This is a genomic window from Mucilaginibacter sp. P5_A4 (genome assembly GCF_056400605.1).
Genome location: NZ_JBFUKX010000180.1, coordinates 1 through 577, shown reverse-complemented (window position 1 = coordinate 577; position 577 = coordinate 1). Strand labels below are relative to the sequence as shown.

Annotated in this window: 1 protein-coding gene; it reads right to left on the bottom strand. The window is 33.3% G+C overall.

All coding sequences use genetic code 11. The annotated features are described in order from the left end of the window. On the bottom strand, positions 1-577 hold a 577-nt coding region (locus AC1DQW_RS27910), incomplete at both ends, for a hypothetical protein (RefSeq protein ID WP_477457057.1).

Here is a 577-nt window from a genome sequence, read left to right as displayed (position 1 = left end):
CTGCTACGGTAAAAAATAGCAACAATTATAACAGCTAAAATTGCCAGCGCAATAGCGAAAATCATCCATAGGCGCTCGCGTTCATATTTAAGTAAGTTTACATAATAAAGGCCCTGTACTTCGTTAATTTTTATTTGTGATGATTTATCGCCTACCTGTGAAAGATTATCGATGTTTTGTTTTAATTCGACCAATGCCAGTTTATAATTGTTGGCGGCAAGTTTTTCATCTTTTTTGCGTTCGGCTATTTTTCCAAGTATTTCATATAAATGGTATCTTATTTCGGGATGGTTTTTTTGAGATGGCTGATCAAGCTGTTTTTCAACAATATATTTGGCCGAGTCTATTTGTCCATTACTAAAATAGGCATCCGCGAGCATTTGCTCTTCCAGATCGTTTTTTACATAAAGACTATCTTTTAATAATTCATTAATTTGTTTTATAGCACCTTTGTAGTCATGTTTTAATAAAGTGAGGTAATATCCGGTACGTTTTTGGTAGGTATGTAATTTGTAATTCTGATTTTTTGGACCGAATAATTTTTCATGGCTGACCTTTAAAGAATCGTAGTTTTTGG